This is a genomic window from Rhodococcus sp. 27YEA15, assembly GCF_049739425.1.
In the GTDB taxonomy this organism is placed as follows: domain Bacteria; phylum Actinomycetota; class Actinomycetes; order Mycobacteriales; family Mycobacteriaceae; genus Rhodococcus_F.
Window position 1 is genome coordinate 2209110 of the sequence record NZ_JBMHHW010000001.1, and the last position, 19670, is coordinate 2228779.

Genomic DNA, 19670 nt, shown 5'->3' on the forward strand with positions numbered 1-19670 from the left:
CGACAAACCGTCAGCGCAGAGGAGCCCGCAGCAGGGTCCGGCGCACCCGCGGCGATGACGACCGCAACATCGCCGTCATCGCTTTCGCGGCGCCGACCACGTCACGTCGGTCGGACAGGTACGCCCGTTGGGCCTCGATCGGCAGCGCGAAGAACACGTCGAAGAACGCCGCTGCGTCCTCGTGATGCAGCGTCAGCAGCGCCGTGACGCCGACCCGGCGCAGTGCGTGCACTGCCCGCGCGGTCGGCGGCCACAACACGGCGTTCGGATCGCGTCCGTTCACGATCGCCGCCGCCGCACCGTCGGCTTCGGACAGAGCCGCCGCCACGCTGTACCCCGTACCGGGATGCATCATCGCAGCCGCAGCACCGAACCGGATTGGTCCGCGCCGTGCACGCGAACCCTCGACGGAAAACCGCACCCCCTCGACATCGGCATCAGCGGGGACATCGCAGCCGCGGGCCCCGAGGCGGGCGTGCAAGCGGCGGCGGAGTTCGGACAGGGCGAGCGGTGGCCGTCCCACCAGACAGGTTTCCTCGAGGAGGATGCGATCGTCGTCGAGGGGGACGGCGTACAGAAAGGACGGCGCGTCGCCGAGAACGGTGCCGTTGTCGGCCCGCCAGTCCATGAACCAGGCCTCCTGCCCGCCGAGTGCCGGCGCTGCCGACTCCCGATCGAGGACCACGCCGTACGCGGTTTGTCGCGCGGCGTGGGTGTTGCGAGAACTGCCGCGCGCGTCGACGATCACCGCACCGGTGAATTCGGCTCCATCCGCCGTTCGGACGGTGTTGTTGTCGACACTTTCCGCTCTCAACGTCTTGAACTGCACGGATGACGACGACAGAAATGATTGCAGTTTGGATGTATTCAATACAACATAGGTGCGATCGAGTGTTCGGGTCCGGGTGGCCCACACAGCCGGCCGTTCGGTCCGGCTCGCGACGACACCGTCGGCCACCCATTCGGGCAACTCGTCCTCCCACATCGCGTAGGTGGGAGTCCAAGCTCGGTCGGCGCGCGGATCGAGAACCGTCACCGACAATCCCCGCACCGCACACCTGTATGCGAGCGAGCGCCCTCCCGGGCCGCCGCCGAGAACCACCACATCGGTGTCGAATCCCGCCATGTGCGAGTTACCGGGACCCGGTGGCGAGAAGTCCACCGTCCACACGCACCGTCTCGCCCGTGATCCACGACGCCGCATCCGAGACGAGGAAGCCGATCAGCCCGGCAACGTCCTGAGGGGTACCCAGGCGCCGGAGCGGATAACCAGCCGACACCGTTTCCTCGCCCGCCGCCACCAGTGCCGCGGCAAACTGCGTCTTTACCACCGCTGGCGCCACCGCATTCACCCGGATCGACGGACCCAGCTGCCACGCCAACTCCTCCGTCAAGCGGATCAGTGCGGCCTTCGATGCACCATAGGCGGCGATCACCCCCGTCGAGCGAATTCCCGCCACACTCGCCACGTTCACCACCGCGCCGCCGTGCGCACCCATCCACGCCCGATGGGCGTGCTGGATGTACCCGAGCGCGGCCACGACGTTGACGTCGAAGATCTTGCGCACCGCGTCGAGATCGGCGTCCATCAGCGAACCGAACACCGGATTGATACCTGTGTTGTTGATCAGGATGTCGAGCGAACCGAATTCGGTGACCGCCAGATCGACGGCGTCGGCCCGCGCCTGTTCGTCGGCGGCGTTGCCCGCGAACGCGAGCACCGTGCCACCGTGGCCGAGTGCGGTCAGCTCCGCAGCCGCCGCATCGAGAGGCTCGCGTGTGCGGGCGGTGATCACGACATTCGCGCCGCGGGCGAGAAATTCGGCCGCCACGGCCTTGCCGATACCTCGACCGGCCCCGGTCACGAGGGCGGAGCGGCCTTCGAGATCACGAGTTCTGGATTCACTGGTCATGTCCCGGACGTTAGCGGATTCACAGTCCGATGGTCGGAACTTGCCTCGGAGCACGGTAAAATCGGTGGTTCTTGTGTTTGCCGCCAGGCATCCTTACACCCGATAGTGCAATTTTTCTGAGGAGTTCTGCTTGATTACCGCCACTGACCTCGAAGTTCGTGCCGGTGTCCGCACACTTCTCACCGCTCCCGGCCCGTCACTGCGTATCCAGCCGGGTGACCGTATCGGTCTGGTCGGTCGTAACGGTGCGGGTAAGACCACCACGCTGCGAATCCTCGCAGGCGAAGGTGAACCGTATGCGGGAGCCGTCGTCCGCACCGGAGACCTGGGCTACTTGCCGCAGGACCCCAAAGAGGGCGACCTGAGCGTCCTGGCCAAGGACCGGGTGCTCTCCGCCCGCGGACTGGACACCATGCTCCGCGAGATGGAGAAGCAGCAGATCCTGATGGGCGAGGTGCTCGATCAGGAATCGCAGGACAAAGCCGTCCGCAAGTACGGACAACTCGAAGACCGGTTCTCGGCACTGGGCGGATACGAAGCCGAAAGCGAGGCAGCGCGCATCACCAGCAGCCTCGGCCTCGAAGACCGCATCCTCGGACAGCCCCTGAGCACCCTCTCCGGCGGACAGCGTCGACGCGTCGAATTGGCCCGCATTCTCTTCGCGGCCTCCGACGGCAGCGGCGCTCGCTCCGACACGACGCTGCTCCTCGACGAACCCACCAACCACCTCGACGCCGATTCCATCACCTGGCTGCGTGGATTCCTCCAGAACCACGAGGGCGGTCTCGTGGTCATCAGCCACGACGTGGACCTGCTCGACGACGTCGTCAACCGGGTGTGGTTCCTCGACGCCGTGCGCGGTGAGGCCGACGTCTACAACATGAATTGGAAGAAGTACCTCGACGCCCGCGCCACCGACGAACAGCGTCGTCGCCGTGAGCGTGCCAACGCCGAGAAGAAGGCAGGGGCGCTGCGCATCCAGGCCGCGAAGATGGGCGCCAAGGCCACCAAGGCCGTCGCCGCCCAGAACATGGCCAAACGAGCCGACAAGCTGATGGCCAACCTCGACGCCGAACGTGTCTCGGACAAGGTGGCGCGCATTCGTTTCCCCGAACCGGCCGCCTGCGGCAAGACGCCGCTGATGGGCAAGAACCTCACCAAGGTGTACGGCTCGCTGGAGATCTTCACCGGTGTCGACCTTGCTATCGACCGCGGCTCACGAGTAGTGATCCTGGGACTCAACGGTGCCGGTAAGACGACCCTCCTGCGTATTCTCGCCGGCGCGGAGAAAGCTGACGCGGGTGAGTTGATCGGCGGTCACGGACTCAAGGTCGGCTACTTCGCGCAGGAACACGACACCCTCGACGACAACGACTCGGTGTGGGAGAACATCCGCCACGCGGCCCCCGACACGGGGGAGCAGGAGCTGCGATCGCTGCTCGGCGCGTTCATGTTCACCGGGCCGCAACTCGAGCAGCCGGCGGGAACCCTCTCCGGTGGTGAGAAGACCCGTCTGGCGCTGGCCGGTCTGGTGTCCTCGGCCGCAAACGTCCTGCTTCTCGACGAGCCCACCAACAACCTGGACCCGATCTCGCGTGAGCAGGTCCTCGACGCACTGCGCAGTTACACCGGCGCCGTCGTCCTGGTCACCCACGACCCGGGTGCTGCCGAGGCGTTGAACCCGGAGCGCGTCATCCTGCTGCCCGACGGCAACGAGGACCACTGGTCGCAGGAGTACCTGGAACTTATCCAGTTGGCGTAAACGCCGGTGCGCCTTTGGCGGTAGTCGGACGGACCGGCAAAGGCGCACCGGGGCTGCGCCCCCTACTCTCGTCGGCGCACCGATTCCTCGACCAGGTCGAGCACGGCCGACAGGTTCTGGCTGCCGTGACCGGACGCCATTCGGGCGACAAGGCCGTCCATCACCAGATCCAGGTAGCCGATCAGAACCTCGGTGGGAACGTCGTCCCGTAGACGGCCGGCTGATTTCTGACGGGCCAGACGTGCACTGGTCGCTTCCGTCAACTCCGCCGATCGCTGTGACCATTTGACGCGGAAATCGGTGTCGTTGCGCAGCCGCCGCGCGATCTCCAGTCGCGTACCGAGCCAGTCGAATTGATCCGGTTGTGCAAGCATGTCGCGCATGACCTGCACGAGCCCCTCTTCGGCGACCACATCGGCCATACGGCTCGCATCTTCGCTCGCCAGTGCCAGGAACAGGCCGTCCTTGTCCTTGAAATGATGGAAGATGGCTCCGCGTGAGAGCCCGGTGACCTCTTCGAGTCGTCGAACGGTGGCCCCGTCGTAGCCGTACTCCGCAAAGCAGCGGCGAGCGCCGTCAAGTATCTGACTGCGCCGTGCCGCGAGATGGTCTTCACTGACCTTGGGCACGTCTGTTGTCCTCGTCTCGCGCTTCTCGGTGCTCGTACACACGTGGCGGACTCAGCACCTCGCTGAGTCCGCCACGTGGGGTAGAGCAGGGCTCGTTTACTAGCCCCGGATCATGTTGCGGAGCACGTACTGCAGGATGCCACCGTTGCGGTAGTAGTCCGCCTCACCGGGGGTGTCGATGCGAACGACCGCGTCGAACTCGACCTTCTCGCCGTTCTCGCGCGTCGCCGTGACCTTCATGGTCTTCGGGGTGACGCCCTCGTTCAGCTTCTCGACGCCGACGATGTCGAACGTCTCGGTTCCGTCGAGCTTGAGCGACGCGGCGGACTCGCCGGCCGGGAACTGCAGCGGGACCACGCCCATGCCGATGAGGTTGGAGCGGTGGATGCGCTCGAACGACTCGGTGATGACGGCCTTGACGCCGAGCAGGCTGGTACCCTTGGCGGCCCAGTCACGCGAGGATCCGGAGCCGTACTCCTTGCCGCCCAGGACCACCAGCGGGATGCCGGCCGCCTGGTAGTTCTGCGACGCGTCGTAGATGAATGCCTGCGGTGCGCCGTCCTGCGTGAAGTCGCGGGTGTATCCGCCCGAGACGTCGTCGAGGAGCTGGTTCTTCAGCCGGATGTTCGCGAACGTTCCGCGAATCATGACCTCGTGGTTACCGCGACGCGAGCCCAGGGAGTTGTAGTCCTTGCGCTCGACGCCGTGCGAGTCGAGGTACTGCGCGGCGGGAGTGCCTGCCTTGATCGGGCCTGCCGGGCTGATGTGGTCGGTGGTGACCGAGTCGCCGAGCAGGGCCAGGACGCGGGCGCCGGTGATGTCGGTGACCGGAGCCGGATCCATGGTCATGCCGTCGAAGTAGGGTGGCTTCCGCACGTAGGTGGAGTTCTCGTCCCATTCGAAGGTGGAGCCTTCGGGGGTCTCGAGGTTCTGCCAGCGGCTGTCGCCCGCGAAGATGGTCGCGTAGGACTTGCGGAACATGTCCTGATCGATGGCCGACTTGATGGTCTCTTCGATTTCCTGCGTGGACGGCCAGATGTCCTTGAGGAAGACGGGGTTGCCCTCGTGATCGGTGCCGAGCGAGTCGGTCTCGAAGTCGAAGTCCATCGTGCCGGCGAGGCCGTATGCGATGACCAGCGGCGGGGAAGCGAGGTAGTTCATCTTGACGTCGGGGGAGATGCGTCCCTCGAAGTTGCGGTTACCGGAGAGCACGGCGGTCACCGAGAGGTCGTTGTCGTTGATCGCCTTCGATACCGCCTCGGGCAGTGGACCGGTGTTACCGATGCACGTGGTGCAGCCGTAGCCGCCGAGGTAGTAGCCGAGCTTCTCGAGGTACGGCCACAGACCGGCCTTCTCGTAGTAGTCGGTGACGACCTGCGAGCCCGGAGCCATGTTGGTCTTGACCCACGGCTTGGTGGACAGGCCCTTCTCGACGGCGTTGCGGGCCAGCAGTGCGGCTCCGAGCATGACCGACGGGTTGGACGTGTTGGTGCAGGACGTGATGCCGGCGACGACGACGGCGCCGTGATCGAGAACGAACTCGCCTGCCTCGTCGGAGACGACGCGAACCGGCTTGCTCGGGCGGCCTTCGGCTCCGTTCGCCGCGGACAGCACGTCGACTGCTCCGTCGTCGGCGAAGGAGAGCACGGCCGGGTCGGACGCGGGGAAGGACTCTTCCACTGCCTCGTCGAGCTGCGTGTGCGAGGTCGGAAGGTTCTCTTCCACGTAGTTGTGGATGTCCTTACGGAACGCAACCTTGGACTCCGACAACAGGATTCGGTCCTGCGGACGCTTCGGGCCGGCGATCGAGGGAACCACGGTTCCCAGATCGAGCTCGATGTACTCGGAGAAGACGGGCTCCTTGTCGGGATCGTGCCACAGGCCCTGTTCCTTGGCGTACGCCTCGACGAGAGCGAGCTGCTCGTCGCTGCGACCGGTCAGGCGCAGGTAGTCGATCGTCTCGCTGTCGATCGGGAAGATCGCTGCGGTGGAACCGAATTCGGGGCTCATGTTGCCCAGGGTCGCGCGGTTCGCTAGCGGAACCTCGGCGACGCCCTTGCCGTAGAACTCGACGAACTTGCCGACGACGCCGTGCTTGCGCAGCATCTCGGTGGCGGTCAGCACCACGTCGGTGGCGGTCACGCCGGGCTTGATCTCACCGGAGAGTTTGAAGCCGACGACGCGGGGGATGAGCATGGAGACCGGCTGGCCGAGCATGGCTGCCTCGGCTTCGATGCCGCCGACACCCCAGCCGAGCACGCCGAGGCCGTTGACCATGGTGGTGTGCGAGTCGGTGCCGACACAGGTGTCGGGGTACGCCTGACCGTTACGGGACATGACCGTCGGTGCCAGGTACTCGATGTTGACCTGGTGGACGATACCCATTCCGGGGGGAACGACCTTGAAGTCGTCGAATGCGCCCTGGCCCCAACGAAGGAACTGGTAACGCTCGCCGTTGCGCTCGTACTCGAGGTCGACGTTGCGCTCGAGGGCGTCGGCCTGGCCGAAGACGTCGAGGATGACCGAGTGGTCGATGACCATGTCGGCGGGGGAGAGTGGGTTGACCTTGTTCGGGTCGCCGCCGAGGGTGGTGACGGCCTCACGCATGGTGGCGAGGTCGACGACACAGGGGACGCCGGTGAAGTCCTGCATGATCACGCGGGCCGGCGTGAACTGGATTTCGATGCTCGGTTGAGCTGAAGGATCCCAGCTCGCGATGGCACGGATGTGATCCGCGGTGATGTTGGCACCGTCTTCGGTGCGGAGAAGGTTCTCGGCGAGAACCTTCAGGGAATAGGGCAATTTCTCGGTGCCGGGGACGGCCGCGAGGCGGAAGATCTCGTAAGAGTTCTCACCGACCTCGAGGGTTCCCTTGGCTCCGAACGAATCGATACTGGTGCTCACGTCTGCTCCACTCGTCTATGAGGGTCGCTACCGACGGGGCTGTGTCGGCAGCTGAAGCGAGGTACTTCGGATCAGGTGGTTCCATCCGTAGCTCACGCCGATCGCACAGTTCGCGTGAGAACTGTCCGAACATCGGAGCTGCAGTGTGGACCCGGCCTGTCCCGGTGGTACCTCTCGGTACAAGTCTAACAGTACGCTTGTCCTGTGAGAATTCGGGGCAAGTCGACCGAATCAATCTTGGTGCAGTAACGGAACCGGCGCAACGCGGGCGAGGACCGGGTGCGCGGATGGACCACGGGCGTGTCGGACGGGTACGGACGGGTCCGACTCCTCGTGACGGTATGGTGCATTTCAGGCCGGTTGGGGGTCGGCTGCCGCCCTTGACCGCGAATGCCGACCACAAGCAGTCGTGACCGACATTCGCACAGCACCCGGATGAGAGATGTCTGCCGCTAACAATCACCTAGTTGTCCTCGCACAATCACCTGTGCATCTCGCTCTTCCCGGGAACGTCGACGTCGACGAGGTGCTCGCCGACGTCGCCGTCGACGGTGTCTTCGCGCCCGCCGCCGACGTACCCGGTCTGACGACAGTCGTCGCGGATGCGCGCGAGCGAGGTGTGGAGCTGAGTGTGGTCGTACTCGACAGCAATCCGGACCGCGACTCCGATCTGCGGGATCTCGCGACCACGGTGGGTAAGTCCGAAGGCGGAACAGTTCTGGTGCTCAGTCCCAACTGGATGGGCACGTACAGTGACTCGATCAGTCGTGTCGAGTTGGAGACCGCGCAGGATCGTTCCTTCGGCGAGAGCGCGGCGACCACTGCGGAGCGTTTCACACACGAGATCGTCGAACCCGGTCCGCCGTGGGCGGCGTACACCGTTGTGATCGTGGCTGTCGTCGCGGCGTTCGTCGGCGCGGTATTTCTGACCAAATGGCGCAAAGCGCACGACGTCACACAGAATTCGGACACGGTAGAGCATCCGACGCGCCCGGACGTCGGATCCACTTCGAGCTGATCGGATCGTGGTCGACGGCCGTGCCGAGTGCAGGGTTCAGACGCCGTTTCCGTGGTCAGGCCCTCACGATGGATCTGTTCCGCACCCGCGTCGCCTTCTGGTTGCATAAATACTGTTTGTGTTATTTGTGGCTGGAGTTTCCAAAGGTCTCTCGAGTGTCGTACGGTGCAACTGGCACTTTTTGGGGAAGAAGTGTCGCAGACAAGTTCGTGATGTCAGACCGTGCGTGTACGGTGCCGTGGTTTTCGGCCCCGGAGACCACGGTCCGGTTGACGATCGACGCAAGGACTCCGGCCGAGGGAAGCCGGCCGGCCGTCGTGGGTCGTCGACGTGGCATCAGATCTGTGTGCGCATTCCCTCCCCGCACGGATCGGCGACTCTGCGGGCCGTGGCGAACACGCGAGGGAGAGTTATTTGTGAGGCAAGTAACGGGCAGTCGACCGCGTCGGCGCCGATCTTCCGGTGTGTCGTTCCGCGGTATCCAGGTTGCCGTCGGGCTGGGCCTGGTCAGTGCTCTCATCGTAGTCACCCCCGCAGCGGCTGTTCCGCCGCCCCCGCCCAATCCCAGTGACGCCGACATCTCGGCCGCCGATTCCCAGGTATCGGCGGGGGTGGGAACGGTCAGCGCGCTGATCAACGAGGTCGCCGCCGCGGACCAGCAGTTGTCCGCGCTCGACGACGATGTCGCAGTCAAACGCGAGGAAGTCAACAAATCGCTGGTCGATCTGCAGAACGCCAGGTCGGCCGCTGATGCAGCAGCTCAGGCTGTGACGATCACGAAACAGGCCTTGCAGGACGCCTCCGCGCAGATCGAGGTTGCGCAGAACGATTTCGACAAGTACGCCCGTTCCAGTTACGTCAAGGGAACCAATACCTCGTCCATCACGTCGTTCCTCGACGCCAAGGGCCCGGCCGACGTTCTCGATCGAGCGCAGGTGCTCAAACTTCTCGCCAATACCCAAAGTGCGGTTCTCGACGGCCTGCAGCGTGCGCGCACCGAGCAGGCCAACCGGGACTCCGCGACCCGCCAGGCCAAGCAGCAGGCGGACGCCGCGGCCGAGATAGCTGCCAATCTCAAGGATCTCGCCGAGCAGGCCATCGCCGTCGCACGCAACGCCCTCGCCCAGCAGGTGGCCAAGAAGGCGTCGATCGAAGCGGAACGCAATTCCGCGCAAGCTCAACTCGACGCCGCGCGCAACGCGGTCGCGGGCTTGCAGAACCAACGCCAGGCCTACGCGACGTGGGACGAGCAGCGGCGGGCCGAGGAAGCCCACCAAGCGGCACTCGAAGCTGCTGCCAAGGAAGCTGCGGTTCAGGCCGCGGCGCGGGCGGCGGCGGATCAGGCGGCCAAGGACCGGGCCGCGGCGTTGGCTGCCGCGCAACGCCCCCACACCGCGGTGGACGATCCCGACCCCACGGTGATCCCCGATATCGACGTGCCGTCCATCCCGGGGACCGGTGGTACGACGGTCACGACACCGACGACCGGCAACTCGGCGCCTGCCGCACCGACGACCGGCAACTCGGCGCCTGCCGCACCGACGACCACTGCGCCGACGACTGCCCCTGTCGTGGCAACGCCCAAACCGACCACGACGACTGTGGCGCCGAAACCGAGTACCCCGTCGGTGACCGGAGGCGCAGCGATCGAATCGGTCATCGATCGAGGGATGTCGCAGCTCGGAGTGCAATACGCGTGGGGAGGTGGAAACGAGAACGGGCCGACCAAGGGCATTCGCGACGGCGGCGTCGCGGACAGTTACGGAGACTTCAACAAGGTCGGATTCGACTGCTCGGGGCTGATGATCTACGCCTTCGCCGGTATCGGTATCTCCCTGCCGCACTACACCGGCTACCAGTACACGGCGGGCAAGCAGGTGCCGTCGTCGGAGATGAAGCGTGGGGACATGATCTTCTACGGACCCAACGCCAGCCAGCACGTCGCCCTCTATCTCGGCAACGGTCAGATGCTCGAGGCGCCGCAATCCGGTTCGAGCGTGAAGGTCTCGCCTGTTCGTTGGGGCGGCATGACCCCGTACGTCGTGCGGATGGTCTCCTGAGTGCGGGTGCGGCGCGCGGCGGCTCCGGCATCGAATGCGCGGACCTGGAATAGTTGACTCGGTACGCTTCGATGTCAGAACTTTTCTAGGTGAAAGCGATGGATACTCGGTGACCTCAGGTGACGATTCGATCGGTTCGACCGGCGCGAACGGCAACGGTTCGGTGGACGGGCAGGCGACGTCTCTGGCAGCCGATGTTCAGACACTCGAGCGGGTGATCTACGAGGTCAAACGCGTCATCGTCGGGCAAGACCGGTTGGTGGAACGGATTCTGGTTGGCCTGCTCGCCAGAGGACACGTTCTCCTCGAGGGCGTACCGGGTGTGGCGAAGACCTTGGCCGTGGAGACGTTCGCGAGTGTGGTGGGCGGGTCTTTCTCCCGGGTCCAGTTCACTCCCGACCTGGTACCCACCGATCTCATCGGAACCCGTATCTATCGCCAAGGTCGCGAGGAGTTCGACACCGAGCTCGGGCCGGTCGTCGCCAACTTCGTACTTGCCGACGAGATCAACCGGGCACCGGCCAAGGTGCAGTCCGCTCTGCTGGAGGTGATGGCGGAACGGCACGTCACCATCGGTGGTAAGCGATATCACATGCCCGATCCGTTTCTGGTCATGGCAACTCAGAACCCCATCGAGAACGAGGGTGTCTACCCGTTGCCGGAAGCGCAGCGCGACCGTTTCCTGTTCAAGATCCTGGTCGATTATCCGAGCGTCGAGGAAGAACGGGAGATCGTCTACCGGATGGGTGTGGCGGCGCCCCAGGCACATCGAATTCTCGGACCCGAAGAGCTTGTCCGCTTGCAGAAAGTCGCGGCCGGAGTGTTCGTTCATCATGCGCTGGTCGACTACGTGGTGCGGGTCATCGCGGCCACGCGCACTCCCCGCGAGGTCGGGCTCGACGACGTGGCCGGTTGGATTGCCTACGGCGCCTCGCCCCGCGCGACGCTCGGTATCATCGCCGCGTCACGGGCCCTGGCTTTCGTGCGAGGCCGCGATTACGTGGTCCCGCAGGACGTCGTCGAGGTGATCCCGGACGTGCTGCGTCACCGTCTGGTTCTGTCCTACGACGCGTTGGCGGACGAGGTCACCCCGGACGCCGTGATCGCGCGTGTGCTGCAGACGGTCGGGTTGCCGCAGATCGCGGCGCGGCCGGTGCCGATTCCGGCCGGCCCGCACCAACCGATTCAGCAGCCTCAGAACTCGCCTCAGTTTCCGCAGCCCGGTGGTGCGGTACCGACCGGTAACGGCGCTCCGTACGTTCATCCCGAATCGCCGAGCCGCCCGCAGTGACGGCAGCAGGCGCGGCAGGCCACGACGGTTCCCCACCGAGGTTCGAATCCGGGGAGCTCCGTGACCCTCGCCTGACGGCAGCGCTCCGCACACTCGAGTTGACGGTTCGACGCCGGCTCGACGGTGTCTTGCACGGCGATCATCTCGGGTTGATTCCGGGACCGGGTTCCGAACCGGGTGACGCCCGCGAGTATCAACCCGGTGACGACGTGCGGCAGATGGACTGGTCCGTGACCGCCCGTACCACCCATCCTCACGTCCGTCAGGCTGTAGCCGACCGCGAACTCGAGACGTGGCTGGTGATCGATCTTTCGGCGAGCCTCGATTTCGGCACCGCGGGGTGCGAGAAACGTGATCTGGTCGTCGCGGCGGCTGCAGCGGTGACGCACTTGACCAGTTCCGGGGGCAATCGAGTGGGGGCGATCATCTCGACCGGCGCGCAGACGACGCGAATTCCGGCGCGCGGCGGTCGAATTCACGCACAGGCGATGCTCCGAACGATCGCGACCACACCGCACGCCCCGGACGGGGTGCGAGGTGACCTGGTCGGCGCGATCGAGGCGTTGCGTCGCCCGCAGCGTCGACGTGGCTTGGCTGTGGTGATCAGCGACTTCCTCGGCCCGATCGATTGGGAGCGCTCGCTGCGGGCCATCGCCGGTAGGCACGACGTGCTCGGGGTGGAAGTGGTCGACCCGCGCGATCTGGAGTTGCCCGACGTCGGCGACGTGGTTCTGCACGACCCCGAGAGCGGACGTACTCGCGAATTCTCGACGACGCCGCAGTTGCGGGCGGACTTTGCCCGGGTCGCCGCCGCACATCGAGTCGACGTGCGGCAGGCTCTGCGCCGATGCGGGGCACCGTTGATGTCCCTGCACACCGATCGTGACTGGATCGCGGACGTCGTGCGTTTCGTTTCCGCTCGTCGACACAGCCAGGGCGCCGGTTCACGAGCGGGAGGCGTGGGGTAGTTGAGTCTTTCTCGGTTCACGTCACCGTGGTGGCTGTTGTTTCTCCTCGTCGTCGCTGCCCTGATCGTCGGGTACGTGATCGTCCAGCGGTCGCGGCAGAAGAACACGTTGCGCTTTACGAACTTCGCCCTGCTCGAGAAGGTGGCCCCGTCACGCCCGGGTCGGTGGCGCCACATTCCGGCACTCGCAATGGTGATCGCACTGGTGTTCTTCACCGTCGCGCTGGCCGGTCCCACGGCGGACACCAAGGTGCCGCGGAACCGGGCCACCGTGATCCTGGTGATCGACGTGTCGTTGTCGATGCAGGCCACGGATGTGCAACCGACACGGCTCGCGGCGGCGCAGGAAGCGGCCAAGTCGTTCGCCGACGGGCTCACCCCGGGGATCAACTTGGGTCTGGTGGCGTTCGCCGGGACCGCGTCGGTACTGGTGTCGCCGACGACGAACCGGGATGCGACGAAGGCTGCGATCGACAACCTCAAACTCAGTGAACGAACTGCCACGGGTGAGGCGATCTTCACGTCCCTGCAATCGATCGACACGCTTTCCGCGGTACTGGGCGGCGGTGATCAGGCGCCGCCGGCGCGGATCGTGTTGCTCTCCGACGGCAAGCAGACGGTGCCCGAGGGTGAAGACGATCCGCGCGGGGGGTTCACCGCGGCCCGGCAGGCAAAGGACAAGGGAGTACCGATCTCCACCATCTCGTTCGGTACGACGTACGGGCGGGTCGAGATCCAGGGCGATCGGATTCCGGTCCCCGTCGACGACGCGTCGTTGAAGGAGATCGCCAACCTGTCGGGCGGGAGTTTCTTCACCGCGTCCAGCCTCGAAGAACTGCGAGAGGTCTACAGCACGTTGGAGGAGCAGATCGGATTCGAGACCACTCGCGGCGACGCGAGTCGGCCGTGGTTGATCGCGGGTGTCTTCTTCGCCACGGCCGGTTTGGTTCTCGCGCTCGTGCGGCGGCAGCGGCTGCCCTGACGCCGTGTCCACGCCACGCGGACGTACCTCGTGTTCGAACGACGCCGGAAACGATATCCGGCTGCAATTGATAGGTTGATCGCCATGTCTACCCCTTCCACGTCAGTGCAGTCCGAACGGACGGTCACCACTCCTCGATCGATACTCGTCACCGGCGGCAACCGCGGAATCGGCTTGGCCGTTGCGCAACGACTCGCCGCGGACGGACACAAGGTGGCGGTCACCCATCGTGGCTCCGGTGTTCCGGAGGGCCTGTTCGGAGTTGTCTGCGACGTCACCGACACCGAGTCGATCGATCGTGCGTTCAAAGAGGTGGAGGCGCACCAGGGTCCGGTGGAGGTCATCGTCGCCAACGCCGGCGTCACGGACGACACTTTGATCATGCGTATGTCCGAGGACCAGTTCACCAGCGTCGTCGACGCGAACCTCACCGGAACGTTCCGTCTGGCCAAGCGGGCCACGCGGTCGATGCTGCGGGCACGGTTCGGCCGGTTCATCTTCCTCGGCTCGGTGGTGGGTCTGGCCGGTCAGGCCGGTCAGGTCAACTATGCCGCGTCGAAGGCGGGCATCGTCGGCATCGCGCGTTCGCTGACCCGTGAGCTCGGTTCCCGTTCGATCACCGCCAACGTCGTCGCACCCGGTTTCATCGAGACCGACATGACGGCCGCTCTCGGGGACGACGTCAAGGACAAGGCCACCGAGTTCATTCCGTTGCAGCGCACCGGAAAGCCGGAAGACGTTGCGGCAGTGGTCAGTTTCCTCGCTTCGGATGATTCGGCGTATGTCTCGGGCGCGGTCATTCCGGTCGACGGCGGCCTGGGAATGGGCCACTGACGCACCCGGATTTGGTTCCGAACACTCACACATTTTCCGTACGTCTGACATCAGGAGGATCACTTATGGGCGGTTTACTCGAGGGTAAGACCATTCTCGTCACCGGCATCATCACGGACTCGTCGATAGCGTTCCACGTGGCCAAGGTGGCGCAGGAGCAGGGGGCGAAGGTCGTGATCACCGGTTTCGACCGTCTGCGCCTGATCGACCGCATCGCGCAACGACTGCCGCAGCCCGTGCCGCCGGCTGTTTCCCTCGATGTGCAGAGCGAGGAAGATCTGGCCTCGCTCGCCGAGCGCGTGCGTGTACTGGCTCCCGAAGGTATCGACGGAGTCGTCCATTCCATCGCGTTCTCGCCCCGCTCGGGTCTGGGTAGCCCGTTCCTCGATGCGCCGTGGAGTGACATCTCGGCGGCGGTCGAGATCTCCGCGTACTCCTACGCCGCGCTGGCGAAGGCACTGCTGCCGGTGCTCAACGACAATGCGTCGATCGTCGGCATGGATTTCGATCCGTCGCGTGCGATGCCGTTCTACAACTGGATGGGTGTCTCGAAGGCCGCGCTCGAAGCTGTCAACCGGTATGTGGCCAAAGAGGTCGGCGGTCGTGGTATCCGCTCCAATCTTGTTGCGGCCGGACCGATCAAGACTCTCGCCGCGAAAGCGATCGCCGGTAGCAGCACCGGACCGGCGGACGAGCTCAATCAGCTGAACACCGCGTGGGACAACGCGGCGCCGATCGGCTGGAACGTCGACGATCCGGAGCCGGTCGCCAAGTCCGTGTGCACGGTTCTCTCGGATTGGCTGCCCGGAACCACGGCGTCGATCATCTACGTCGACGGCGGATTTCACGCGGTGGTCGGCTAGAAGCCCGGTTCTACTACGTGGGCGCGTACCCGGGTGCGTAGCGTCGGACGGCATCACGGAAGATTGAACGCATGACCTTGGATGTGCCGTTCGATGCTCTTCTCGTGTTGTCGTTCGGCGGCCCCGAAAAACCCGACGATGTTCGCCCGTTCCTGGAGAATGTGACTCGCGGTCGGGGTGTTCCGCCGGAGCGCCTGGACGCCGTGGTCGAGCATTACATGCATTTCGGGGGGGTATCTCCGATCAACGCACTCAATCGTGAGTTGATCGGCCGGGTCGAGGACGAACTTGTCGCGTCGGGCCTGGATCTGCCGGTGTACTTCGGTAACCGGAACTGGCATCCGATGGTGGAGGACACCGTGGCGCAGATGCGCGCGGACGGAATCCGGAACGCCGCGGTCTTCGCGACGTCGGCATGGGGCGGCTATTCGGGGTGTCGTCAGTATCACGAGGACATCGCGCGGGCTCGGGAGAGCGTCGGCGCCGGTGCGCCGGTTCTGACCAAGCTACGTCAGTATTTCGATCATCCGCTGGTGGTGGGGGCATTTGCCGATGCCGTCCGTGCGGCCCGTGCGGAGTTGCCTGCGACGACGCGCGAGCAGGCGAGGCTGGTGTTCACCGCTCATTCGGTTCCCAGCGCCGCGGATCGCAACGCCGGACCACCGGCCGAGGGTGGCCATCTGTACAGCCGTCAGGTTGCCGAAGCGGCGAAGTTGGTGGCAGCCGAGGCCGGCGTCGACGATTTCGACCTGGTGTGGCAATCGCGGTCGGGCCCGCCGCAGGTACCGTGGCTCGATCCGGACATTTGTGATCATCTCGATGTCTTGTCGGGCAAGGGTGTTCGTGCGGTGATCGTGTGCCCGGTGGGATTCGTCTCCGATCATCTGGAAGTGGTGTGGGATCTCGACACCGAAGCGAAGGACAAGGCGGACGAACTCGGTATGGATTTCGTACGCGCGGGTACCCCAGGTCGAGATCGACGTTTCGCCCGGTTGGTTCCCGCCCTGATCCAGGAACGCCTCGCCGGCCAGGCGCCGGTGCGACTCGGAGTCGAACCGTTGCTCGGGTCGACGGAGAACGGGGTACGGTGCGCCGTCGACTGCTGTGCTGCCGTCACCCGCCCGACACGGTGACGCCAGTCCTCCGCTGACCCTTTCGAACATGTGCTGGACGGATGCTGTGACTGACTTCGAGGACATCTACCACCGCTTCGAGTTCACCTTCATCGTCGAACTTGCGACGACCTCGCGGGAGGAGTCGGTGATTCGGGACTGGCCGGCGCGTTTTCTCGATCGCGGTGGCCTGCGTTTGTTGACGGTGGAAGCGGACGGAATGCGGGCTCCGACGACGGCGATCACGGTTGTCGACGGCTTGACCGACCTGGGTATCGTGATCGATCGTACGCATCCGGACCTGGTCACTCGCCAAGACATCGCCGACCGGGTCGGGATGACGAGGCAGGCGGTCGGGCAGTGGGTGCGCGGTGTCCGGCAGGCTGCCACGCCGTTCCCGGCCCCGTACAACACGGTTTCGGGTGGAATCTGGTTCTGGGGTGACGTGGCCGTATGGCTCGCACGTCACGGATATCGAACGGGTACCGGTGAGCGCTCGGCGATGCACTTTCCGACGTTGGACGAGCACATCAGGATCGACCGGTACATCGCGCTGCAGCGCACCCTGTAAATCACGCCGTCACGAACTTCAAGTTTGTTACCAATGTCCGAACAGTCCATTTGCTCGCTATTTGCTATTGAAACAAACCGACCGTAGGTATAAAGTCCCTAAATACGTCATTAAACCTATCGGTGGACTGGGCAGGGTCACGACCTTCCCGGTGTTGCGGATACCCGAAGATTCGAGCAGAAATACATGGTTTCGACTCATAGCGCCACCCCTGTGCCGGTGACCACTTTAGCGCCCCCGAAGGATGTTCGGGTGTCGACACCGAGAGCGGTCAGACCGGGGGGTGTGCTCCTGCGGGCAGCCACGGCAGCGCTCTTCCGACGTGGTCGACGTCACGAGCCACCGGCGCGAACCTTGGACGTACTGCTGCTGGTCACCTCCGACAACGGATTGTCACAGCGTGCTGCGCTGACACTGCGCGAGGCCGGCCATCGAGTACGTACCTCGGTGGTCGCCGATGCCGACGAGGTTGTCGCTGCCACCGATCGAGGCGATTTCGATCTCATCATCTGCCCGTATCTGAAAGCCTATGTCCCGGAATCTGTCTGGCGACGGTGGACAACCATCATCATCCATCCGGGACCGCCCGGAGACCGAGGTCCGTCGTCATTGGACTGGGCGATCACCGAACGAGAAGCCACCTGGGGCGTCACTGCGCTGCACGCGGCGGAAGAGCTCGACGGCGGGCCGGTCTGGGCCTGGCGCACATTCGAGATCAGTGCCAACACCCCCAAATCGTCCGTGTACAACGGGGCGGTCGCCGATGCTGCGATGGAATGCATTCAGGACGTGATCGAACGGTTCGGCGACCCCGACTTCGTTCCCACGCCGGCCGATCAGATCACGAAGCCGGTGCCGACAGCGCGGACCAATCCGACGATGAAGCAGTCGGATCGTGCGTTTTCCTGGGGTGACGACGCTCCGGCGATCGTGCGGGCGATCAACGCGGCGGACGGATTCCCCGGAGTGCTGACCGAACTGGGCCTGGACAATGTGTACGTCTACGATGCGCATCTCGACGCGCACGTCGACGTCGAACCCGGAACCATCGTCGAGCACCACCTGCAGGCCGTCCGGGTGGCGACCGGTGCGGGGAGCGTCTGGATCGGCCATGCTCGGCGCCCTGGCGCGGAGAACTTCAAGTTGCCTGCGGCCGCGGTCGTTCGTCCCGTCGGACTGATCCGGCAGGCCGAGGACGGCCGCTATCCGGAGATCAACTATCACCGCGAGGGCGACATCGGTTACCTCTCGTTCCGGTTCTACAACGGTGCGATGAGCACCTCGCAGTGCCTACGACTGGCGAGCGTGCTGCGATGGGCCGTGGCGCGCGACACGAAAGTGCTGATGCTGACGGGCGACTACGACAGGTTCAGCAACGGCATTCACCTCAATGTCGTCCATGCGTCCTCCGATCCCGCCGGTGAGGCGTGGGCGAACATCCAGGCGATCAACGAGGTGGCCAGGGCGATCGTGAGCTGCACCGATCAGGTGGTGGTGGCGGCGTTCACCGGCAACGCGGGGGCGGGTGGAGTCATGCTGCCACTCGGCGCGGACGTGGTGGCTGCTCGAGACGGTGTCGTTCTCAATCCGCACTACGCCACGATGGGTCTCTTCGGCTCGGAACTGCACACGTACACGCTGCCTGCTCGGGTCGGCCACGAGCAGGCGAACCGGTTGCTCAGCGAGTGCGCCCCGATCGGTGTGCGCCGCGCCCAGGAGATCGGTTTGGTCGACATCGTCGGACCCCGTGAGCCGCGTCAGTTCGAGGCGTGGCTGAACAAGGTGGGACAAGGAGTCCTCGACGGTGGCCGACTGGAATCAACTCTGGAGCTGAAAAAGCAACGCCTCGAACTCAATCCGTTCGCGCCTTACGAGACCCGTGAACTCGAGGAGATGAAGATCGATCTCTTCGGCGACCGCAACGGTTTCGCCGAGAAACGACGGAACTTCGTACTCAAGCTCTGATCGACATGCTGTCCGCCGATGCGATCCTCGCGGCCCGCACCACATCCCACAGCCGTCGGAGAAGCTCTTCCCGGGAGTATTCCGCCGCAGCTGTCGGCGGTCGATGTGTGGCGGCGGCCGCGGCGACGTCCAGGATCGCCGCCACGTTGTCGGCGGTGTCGAGTACCTGGAGGTGTCGCGGTGACAGTGCAGCCGGCCATCGGTGGCGAGCTTGGGCCTGCATCGCTTCGGCGATCAGCGCTCGGGCATCGGATCCGCGCGTTCCGGTGGCGACGGTCTGCAGGCTACCGAGCGCGTCGGCAGCTTCTCTGACTGCTTGTCGCAGTGCGTATTCCGCTTCCCGGAGGCTGCACTGACCGGGATGAGCGGCCACTGCCGGTATCGGATAGAGCGTCCATCGCATCACGTCCGGGCCTTCGACCACCGGTACCAGTCCCATCCCCGGTTCGCCGGTGGTGCCGATTTGCACACCCTCACCGGCCGATATCGCGGCACGGGCAAAATCGGTCCCCACCGGTAGGCCACGGACATCGCCTGCGGTGGGCAGGACCAGCCGGATATCGGTGTTCTCGGTCCGCAGGATCCGCAGCAACGCCGAGACACCCGACGCGGTGACACCCGGCCAGTCCAGTTCGTGACGCTCGGCCGTCTGCTGGTCGGCGGCGCCGAGTAGATGCATCGGTGCCCACTCGGCGAGAGCGTCGATGACGTCGTCCGGCGCGGTGTCGCCTGCGAGCCATGATGCCGCCCACACGGTGAGCGTTGCGCTGGGAGAACTCATGACCGAGGAGTTTAGTTC

16 protein-coding genes are annotated in these 19670 nt (G+C 65.0%); 11 read left to right on the top strand and 5 right to left on the bottom strand.

From position 1 onward, the window contains the following. Positions 1-10: 10 nt before the first annotated feature. Together ABH922_RS10150 and ABH922_RS10155 are read right to left on the bottom strand one after the other, a co-directional pair. Positions 11-1126, bottom strand: a complete 1116-nt coding sequence (locus ABH922_RS10150; RefSeq protein ID WP_424806802.1) for a lycopene cyclase family protein — start codon at positions 1124-1126, stop codon at positions 11-13. A 7-nt stretch (positions 1127-1133) separates the two neighbouring features. Continuing rightward, the gene (locus ABH922_RS10155) at positions 1134-1913 is read right to left on the bottom strand and encodes an SDR family oxidoreductase (protein ID WP_424806803.1); all 780 of its coding nucleotides are present in this window, start codon (positions 1911-1913) and stop codon (positions 1134-1136) included. Between the two features lie 130 nt (positions 1914-2043). Here ABH922_RS10155 and ABH922_RS10160 point away from each other — a divergent pair, with 130 nt between their 5' ends. Beyond that, positions 2044-3675: an ABC-F family ATP-binding cassette domain-containing protein gene (locus tag ABH922_RS10160; protein WP_424806804.1), complete on the top strand. Its 1632-nt coding sequence runs from the start codon at positions 2044-2046 to the stop codon at positions 3673-3675. Between the two features lie 62 nt (positions 3676-3737). Here ABH922_RS10160 and ABH922_RS10165 read toward each other — a convergent pair whose 3' ends face one another. After that, positions 3738-4304 carry a TetR/AcrR family transcriptional regulator gene (locus tag ABH922_RS10165; RefSeq protein WP_424806805.1) on the bottom strand — a complete coding sequence of 189 codons (567 nt, stop codon included), beginning with the start codon at positions 4302-4304 and terminating at the stop codon, positions 3738-3740. Positions 4305-4403: 99 nt separating this feature from the next. Further along, entirely contained in the window at positions 4404-7208 is a 2805-nt protein-coding gene (acnA, locus tag ABH922_RS10170) for an aconitate hydratase AcnA (protein ID WP_424806806.1), read from the bottom strand. Positions 7209-7650: 442 nt separating this feature from the next. Between acnA and ABH922_RS10175 the strand changes: the two genes are divergently transcribed. The 10 genes from ABH922_RS10175 (at position 7651) to ABH922_RS10220 (ending at position 18871) form a co-directional block, all read left to right on the top strand. After that, positions 7651-8226, top strand: a complete 576-nt coding sequence (locus ABH922_RS10175) for a DUF6676 family protein (RefSeq protein ID WP_424806807.1) — start codon at positions 7651-7653, stop codon at positions 8224-8226. A gap of 464 nt (positions 8227-8690) precedes the next feature. Continuing rightward, positions 8691-10286 (top strand): NlpC/P60 family protein, encoded by a 1596-nt coding sequence (locus ABH922_RS10180; protein WP_424806808.1) that lies wholly within the window; start codon positions 8691-8693, stop codon positions 10284-10286. Positions 10287-10416: 130 nt separating this feature from the next. Then, on the top strand, positions 10417-11577 hold the full coding sequence (locus ABH922_RS10185) for an AAA family ATPase (protein ID WP_424809620.1): 1161 nt from the start codon (positions 10417-10419) through the stop codon (positions 11575-11577). Next, on the top strand, positions 11574-12545 hold the full coding sequence (locus tag ABH922_RS10190) for a DUF58 domain-containing protein (protein WP_424806809.1): 972 nt from the start codon (positions 11574-11576) through the stop codon (positions 12543-12545). The genes ABH922_RS10185 and ABH922_RS10190 overlap by 4 nt, the downstream gene beginning before the upstream one ends. Beyond that, on the top strand, positions 12546-13526 hold the full coding sequence (locus ABH922_RS10195) for a VWA domain-containing protein (RefSeq protein ID WP_424806810.1): 981 nt from the start codon (positions 12546-12548) through the stop codon (positions 13524-13526). Positions 13527-13610: 84 nt separating this feature from the next. After that, on the top strand, positions 13611-14360 hold the full coding sequence (gene fabG1 / locus ABH922_RS10200) for a 3-oxoacyl-ACP reductase FabG1 (protein ID WP_424806811.1): 750 nt from the start codon (positions 13611-13613) through the stop codon (positions 14358-14360). A gap of 65 nt (positions 14361-14425) precedes the next feature. Then, complete coding sequence (inhA, locus tag ABH922_RS10205; RefSeq protein WP_424806812.1) at positions 14426-15223, top strand: NADH-dependent enoyl-ACP reductase InhA; 798 nt, start codon at positions 14426-14428, stop codon at positions 15221-15223. 71 nt (positions 15224-15294) lie between these two features. Beyond that, a complete protein-coding gene (locus tag ABH922_RS10210) occupies positions 15295-16356 on the top strand; it encodes a ferrochelatase (protein ID WP_424806813.1) in 1062 nt (353 codons plus the stop codon). A gap of 46 nt (positions 16357-16402) precedes the next feature. Further along, a complete protein-coding gene (locus ABH922_RS10215; RefSeq protein WP_424806814.1) occupies positions 16403-16906 on the top strand; it encodes a hypothetical protein in 504 nt (167 codons plus the stop codon). A gap of 252 nt (positions 16907-17158) precedes the next feature. Then, entirely contained in the window at positions 17159-18871 is a 1713-nt protein-coding gene (locus ABH922_RS10220; protein ID WP_424806815.1) for a hydrogenase maturation protein, read from the top strand. On the opposite strand, the gene ABH922_RS10225 is transcribed toward ABH922_RS10220, so the two are convergent. Then, entirely contained in the window at positions 18861-19652 is a 792-nt protein-coding gene (locus ABH922_RS10225) for a hypothetical protein (protein WP_424806816.1), read from the bottom strand. The genes ABH922_RS10220 and ABH922_RS10225 overlap by 11 nt on opposite strands. Positions 19653-19670 lie beyond the last annotated feature (18 nt).